The sequence below is a fragment of the Fibrobacter sp. genome, from assembly GCA_024399065.1.
GTDB lineage: Bacteria > Fibrobacterota > Fibrobacteria > Fibrobacterales > Fibrobacteraceae > Fibrobacter.
In genome coordinates this window covers 121,584-128,428 of sequence record JAKSIB010000007.1, presented here as the reverse complement: position 1 = coordinate 128,428, position 6,845 = coordinate 121,584, and the positions used below count along the sequence as shown (strand labels likewise).

At 50.0% G+C, this 6,845-nt stretch carries 5 protein-coding genes; all 5 read left to right on the top strand.

Annotated elements, in window-relative coordinates; translation table 11 throughout:
* The first annotated feature begins 319 nt into the window (after nt 1-319).
* The 5 genes from lysS to MJZ25_05440 all read left to right on the top strand — a co-directional run bounded on the left by lysS (nt 320) and on the right by MJZ25_05440 (nt 6,840).
* Nucleotides 320-1,834, top strand: coding sequence for a lysine--tRNA ligase (lysS, locus tag MJZ25_05460; GenBank protein MCQ2123617.1), 1,515 nt, complete (start codon nt 320-322; stop codon nt 1,832-1,834).
* 86 nt (nt 1,835-1,920) lie between these two features.
* The gene (locus MJZ25_05455; GenBank protein ID MCQ2123616.1) at nt 1,921-2,274 is read left to right on the top strand and encodes a four helix bundle protein; all 354 of its coding nucleotides are present in this window, start codon (nt 1,921-1,923) and stop codon (nt 2,272-2,274) included.
* A gap of 35 nt (nt 2,275-2,309) precedes the next feature.
* Entirely contained in the window at nt 2,310-3,554 is a 1,245-nt protein-coding gene (locus MJZ25_05450; protein ID MCQ2123615.1) for an ABC transporter permease, read from the top strand.
* A complete protein-coding gene (locus tag MJZ25_05445; protein ID MCQ2123614.1) occupies nt 3,547-4,263 on the top strand; it encodes an ABC transporter ATP-binding protein in 717 nt (238 codons plus the stop codon). Before MJZ25_05450 ends, MJZ25_05445 begins: the two co-directional genes overlap by 8 nt.
* Nucleotides 4,264-4,278: 15 nt before the next feature.
* Nucleotides 4,279-6,840 carry an ATP-dependent Clp protease ATP-binding subunit gene (locus tag MJZ25_05440; protein MCQ2123613.1) on the top strand — a complete coding sequence of 854 codons (2,562 nt, stop codon included), beginning with the start codon at nt 4,279-4,281 and terminating at the stop codon, nt 6,838-6,840.
* Nucleotides 6,841-6,845 lie beyond the last annotated feature (5 nt).

Genomic DNA, 6,845 nt, shown 5'->3' with positions numbered 1-6,845 from the left:
TACATGTAGGATCTAGGTTTTCCAAAAGTTTGTGCAGCATCGTACATGTAGGATCCAGGTTTTCCAAAAGTTTGTGCTGCATCGTACACGTAGGATCAAGGTTGTCCAAAAGTTTGTGCAAGAATGGACCATGGCGTGATTTAATAAGAGGGTAAGTCTGATGTGAACCCCAAAAGTTGGATAACCTCGTTCACACGTTCTTCAATATCAGCAGTAAATAGCCATACCTTTGACCTTGAATTCGTTTTGGTTGCCGGGTAAATTTTCTAACTTTCTGTCGTTCAAAATTTAATCCCTTTTAAAAATAAGGTAGATAATCATGATTAACGTCAATATGCCCGATATGAATGACCAGGTAAAGGCCCGCCTTGACAAGCTCGAAAAGTTCAAGGAAATGGGTATCGAAGCCTATCCGCACAAGTTCAACCGTACCCACGATTCCAAGGTCCTTAAGGAAAACAAGGACGCCCTGATCGCTAGCGGTGAAGACGTTGCTTTTGCTGGTCGTGTTGTCCGTTTCAATCGTAAGGGCAAGATGTGCTTTATGCACCTGAAGGACCGTTATGGTCGCTTGCAGGTGGTTTGCGCCCGCGACGAAGTTGGCGAAGAAAACTACGAAATCGTAAAGATGACCGACCTTGGCGACTTTATTGGCGTAAACGGCACCATGTTCGAAACCCAGAGTGGCGAATACTCCGTACGCGTGAAGAAGGTGACCATGCTTTCCAAGGCTGTGCGCCCGCTCCCCGTTGCCAAGGAAAAGATTGACGAAAACGGCAACAAGGTGGTGTTCAACGAATTTGCCGACGTGGATACCCGCTACCGTCAGCGCTATGTGGACATGGCCCTGAACGACGACGTGAAGGAAGTGTTCATCAAGCGTTCCAAGATCATGCAGTCCATCCGTGAATACCTCATCGAAAAGGGCTTCATCGAAGTGGAAACCCCGACCTTGCAGCCTATCTATGGCGGTGCAAACGCTCGTCCGTTTACCACTCACCATAACGCTGCCGACATGACTCTCTACATGCGTGTGGCTCCGGAACTTTACCTGAAGCGCTGCATTGTGGGCGGTATGGAAAAGGTTTTCGAATTCTCCAAGAACTTCCGTAACGAAGGCATGGACCGTACCCATAGCCCGGAATTCACCGGTCTGGAATTCTACGAAGCCTACGCCGACTACAACGACATGATGGTTCACTTTGAAAACATCTACGAACGCGCCTGTATCGCTGCAAACGGCACCACCAAGATCATGACCCAGGGCAAGGAAATCGACTTCAAGGCTCCGTGGCCCCGCTACACCATGAAGGGTGCTATTGAAAAGTTCGGCGGCATCAAGGTGGACGACCTGTCCGATGAGCAGATCCAGGCAAAGATCGACGAACTGGGTGGCCATCTGGATGGCGAATTCAGCCGTGGCCGTGGCATTCTGGAACTGTTTGAACTGACTGTCGAAGAACAGCTGATCCAGCCCACCTTCATCATGGACATGCCTACCGAATCTACTCCGCTTTGCAAGAAGCATCGTACCCAGGAAGGCCTCATTGAACAGTTCGAACCCTACGCCAACGGCTGGGAACTGGGCAACGCCTATACCGAACTTAACGATCCTCTGCGCCAGCGCGAACTTCTGGAAGACCAGGTCCGCCGTGGCCGCGGTGGTGAAGGCGAAACTCACCCCATGGACGAAAACTTCCTGCACGCTATTGAATCCGGCCTGCCTCCTACCGGCGGTGTGGGCTTCGGTATCGACCGCATGATCATGCTGCTCACCAACCAGGAAACCATCCGCGACGTGCAGCTCTTCCCGCTGATGAAACCTGAAGTCTAGCAGAGTTAGACTTCAGACGAGAGAACGCTCACTTCGTTCGCTACAGACGAGAGACGAAAGAATAAAGAAGGAAAACCCTGCTTAAAATGTTTGCGTATAGAAAGTTGAAAGTTTATCAAAAGGCTTTGCAATGGGTCCTAGACGTTTATGTTTTATGCAGAAATTTTCCTGATTATGAAAAGTTTGCTCTTGCGAGTCAGGTGCGTCGTGCTGCAGTTTCTGTTACGTCAAATATTGCGGAAGGAATGAGCCGAACTTCTAGTAAGGAAATTGTCCATTTTCTTGAAATAAGTTATGGCTCGTTGATGGAAGTGCAAAGCCAGTTAGAAGTGGCCTTATTGTTGAACTACGTAACAAAGGATGATTTGAACTCTATAGACCTGAAAACTGAAGAGATTGCAAAGATGTTGTCTGGTTTGAAACTTTCAAAACTGCAATAATCTCTCGTCTCTCGTCTCTCGTCTTTCGTCTAATTATGAAACTTGAACTACTCATTGCTTGGCGTTACCTTGGGGCTCAGCGTAAGAGTCTCTTTGTTTCGCTTATTGGCATTTTCAGTATGCTTGGAGTGAGCATCGGCGTGTTTGCGCTGGTGGTTGCCTTGGCTGCGGTGAACGGCTTCGAAGAAGAAGTGACCGCCCAGATGATTGGCAAGGACGCTCACTTTGAAATCATGGCTTACAATGGTGATCCCATTGCTCCCTACGACAGCCTTATCAAGGAAGTTCGCGCCCGTGAACCTCGCGTCACGAATGCCTCTCCGTTTATCATATACAAGGTGGGTATCAGCAGTAAGAAGGTGAACGACGGTATCGTGGTCTACGGTATCGATGGTGAATCTTCCAAGGGTGTTACCGACATTCACAAGTACATCAAGTGGGGTAGTTATTCTGTGGACAGTCTCGAGGACTTGAGCGGAAAACTGCGCCCGGGCATTATGCTTGGCTCTGGCCTTGCCAACCGACTTCGTGTGGTCGTTGGCGACAAGCTGGTGCTTCAGACTTTCCAAACTCCGGATGCCGCCGTTGCTGGCGGTGGCCCCAAGATGATGATGTGCGTGGTGGCCGGTATTTTTGAAACGGGCACCTACGAATACGATGGCCAGTTGGCATACATTGGTATTTCTGAACTTCAGAAGTTGCTTGGCATGAACGATGCAGTGACCGGCATTCAGTTTAGAATGAACGATCATTGGGCTGCTGGCGAAGCCGTGGACAAAATGGCTGGCTGGCTGACTTATCCGTACTATGCCATGGATTGGAAGACCAAGAACATTACTTTGCTCAAATGGATGAATTACGAAAAGTTCATTGTGGCTGCCGTGATCTGCCTGATTATCCTTGTGGCTGCATTTAACATTATCAGTTCCCTGATCATGGTGGTTATCGACAAGACCAAGGAAATCGGTATCCTCCGTAGCATGGGCTTTAGCAAGGCTGGAATCATGCGCGTGTTCATGCTCATGGGAAGTTTCATCGGTGTTGGCGGAACTTTGGTTGGTGGAACCATCGGCTTGGTCCTCTGCAAGTTGCAGGAAACCTACCATTTCATCACTCTTCCGGGTGATGTGTATGTGATTCCTTATTTCCCCATTTCCGTACACATGCTTGATGTGGTCTTGATCTTTGTGATTGGCATTTCCTTGTGCGTATTGGCCACCTTGCTTCCGGCTTGGAAGGCTAGCCGACTTGATCCTGTGGGGGCTATTAGACATGAATAATTTGGATCCTCGCACCTCAGGCCTGGAACCTGGTACCTTATTGGAAACCCGCGATCTGCGCAGAGTCTTCAGTGAAACTGGCGAGAAGCTTGAAATCCTGAAGGGCGTAAACTTCTCCATGAATGCAGGCGAACTTGTGGCGCTCACTGGTTCTTCGGGCTCCGGTAAATCCACCTTCTTGAACTTGGTGGGTATGCTGGATACTCCTACTTCTGGCGAAATCCTTTTTAAGGGCAAGGCTCTGTCCAAGTTCAATAGCGACGAACGGGACATGTACCACAGAGCACAGGTGGGTTTTGTATTCCAGTTCCATCACTTGTTGAGCGAATTCACTGCACTGGAAAACGTCAGTGTTCCTGGCCGCATCATGGGCAAGAGCGAAGCCGAATGCCGCGAACGTGCAGAAATGCTTTTGGAAACGGTTGGTTTGAAGGACCGTCTGAAGCATTTGCCTAGGGAACTTTCCGGTGGTGAACGCCAGCGTATTGCTATTGCACGCGCCTTGATGAACAATCCGGACTTGGTTCTTGCTGATGAACCTAGCGGTAACCTGGATGAAGCAAATTCCGCCAAACTGAATGAACTGATTGGCGAACTGAACCAGAAGTTTAACCAGGCTTTCCTCATTGTGACCCACGATGAAAAGTTGGCTTCCTTTGCTAAGCGCCGCGTGGTGATGCATGGTGGTGTGATTCAAAGTTTTGAATAGGAATTAGGTTGAATAATGTCTGATATCAATGGTATTTTTTCGAAGAAAGCCAAGGCCGTTTTGCAGGCTGCCCGTATGGCTGCCCGTAATCTTGGTAGCGACAGTATCAGTACCGAACATTTGTTGTTGGGCCTGGTTCGTGAAGACTCCGGCTTGGCTGCCGAAACTTTGAAGGCTCTCAATGTGAACCTGAATGAACTTGGTGAAAACGTTCAGCGTGCATTGACTTCCAACGGTGGCATCATGACTGTGGGTGACGCTCACGGTGCATTGCTTTCCTTTACCATCCGCTGCAAGGCTGCTCTTTTCAATGCTGCAAAAATTGCAAAGGAAGAAGGCGACCAGTATATCGGTCCTGAACATTTGATGCTTGCCATTTTGCAGCAAAGCGAAACTCCTGCTGCAGGTACACTTTCCACATTTGGCGTTACTTTTGAAAATTTCCAGAATGTTCTCCAACAGCTGAAGCGCGAATCCATCGACGGTCAGCTTCCTGGTGAAGATGGCGGAAATGCTCCGGAATCTATGGGTGGAGAACCTTCCCGTGGCGGTGAAACCCGCCAGCAGGTTCGTCGTGAATCCCGCTCCAAGACTCCCATTCTTGAACACTTTGGCCGTGACCTTACGGCCATGGCTCGCCAGGGCAAGTTGGACCCTATTATCGGCCGCGAAGCCGAAATTGAACGCTTGATCCAAATTCTTTGCCGTCGCAAGAAGAACAATCCGGCATTGATCGGTGAACCGGGCGTTGGTAAGACCGCCATCATTGAAGGTCTTGCCCTGAAGATTGCCCAGAAGAAGATTCCGGAACTTCTTGCAAACAAGCGCGTGGTAAGCTTGGATGTGGCTGCCATGGTGGCCGGTACAAAGTACCGAGGCCAGTTTGAAGAACGTGTGAAGGGCCTTATCATGGAACTTCAGCGCGTGGACAATTCCGTTATCTTGTTTATCGATGAATTGCATACCATCGTGGGTGCTGGCGGTTCTGAAGGTAGCTTGGACGCTTCCAACATTTTCAAGCCCGCACTTGCCCGTGGTGAACTCCAGTGCATTGGTGCAACCACTATTGATGAATACCGCAAGTATATTGAAAAGGATGCCGCCCTGGAACGTCGATTCCAGACCATCGTGGTGAACCCGCCTTCCTCCGAAGATTCCATCCAGATTCTTGAAGGCCTTCGTGCAAAGTATGAACAGCACCATAAGGTTCATTACACTCCGGAAGCTATCCGCGCTTCCGTCACGTTGGCCGAACGCTATATCAGCGATCGCTTCCTTCCGGACAAGGCCATCGACGTCCTTGATGAAGCAGGCGCCCGCGTCCGTTTGAATTCCATCCGTACGCCTCAGGACCTGAAGGAAATGGAAGACGAATTGGCTGAAGCCGTCCAGAAGAAGGAAGACGCCATCGCAGAACAGCAGTATGAAACAGCAGCTTCCCTCCGTGACAAGATTGAAGAACTGACCAATCGCATTGCAGAACGTCGCGACGCCTTGAACAAGGAAGATTCCAAGGAAACTCCGGTCGTGGACGAAAATGAAATCCGCGATTGCATCAGTAAGATGACCGGTATTCCTGTAAGCCGCCTTGCTGGCGAAGAGGCCCAGAAGCTTTTGAAGCTGGGTGACGAAATCAAGGAACGCGTCATTGGCCAGGACCAGGCTGTGGACGCCGTGGTGAAGGCAATCCGCCGCACCCGTGCCGGCATCCGCGATACAAAGCGCCCCATGGGCAGCTTTATGTTCCTTGGCCCCACCGGTGTGGGTAAGACTGAACTTGCAAAGGTCTTGAGCCTTAGCTTGTTCGGTAGCGAAGATTCCATGATCCGTATCGACATGAGCGAATACATGGAAAAGCACAGCATCAGCCGCTTGATCGGTGCGCCTCCGGGATATGTGGGCTTCGAAGACAATGGTGGCCAGCTTTCTGAAAAAGTTCGCAAGCGCCCGTACTGCGTTGTTCTCTTGGATGAAATCGAAAAGGCTCATCCGGACGTGTACAACTTGCTGCTCCAGATTCTGGACGACGGTATTCTTACCGATAGCTATGGCCGTAAGATCAATTTCAAGAACACCATCATCATCATGACCAGTAACGCCGGCGCCCGTGAAGTCCGCCACAGCTCTGGCATGGGCTTCACCAAGATGGGGGAGACCGACGACTACGAACGTATGGAAACCGCCATCCGCGAAGAGACCAAGCGCGTGTTCTCTCCGGAATTCTTGAACCGTATCGATGAACAGATCGTGTTCCGTCCGCTGACCAAGAGCGACCTTACCTCTGTGGTGGATATCCAGCTCATGTTCCTGCAGAAGAATTTGTCTGAACGCGGCATCCTCCTGGAAATTTCCAAGGAAGCCAAGGAATTCGTGGTGAGCCACAACTATGACTCCGCCCTGGGTGCCCGCCCCATCCGCCGTTCTATCCAGCAATTGATCGAAGATGAGATTGCTGAAGGCTTGCTTTTGGGAATTTATTCGGACTTTTCTACGATCTCCATCGACTTGGTTGATGGAAAGTTGAAGTTCAAGTGCGAAAAACTTTCTGAAGGAGATGGTGAAAACCATCAAGATTAACTATC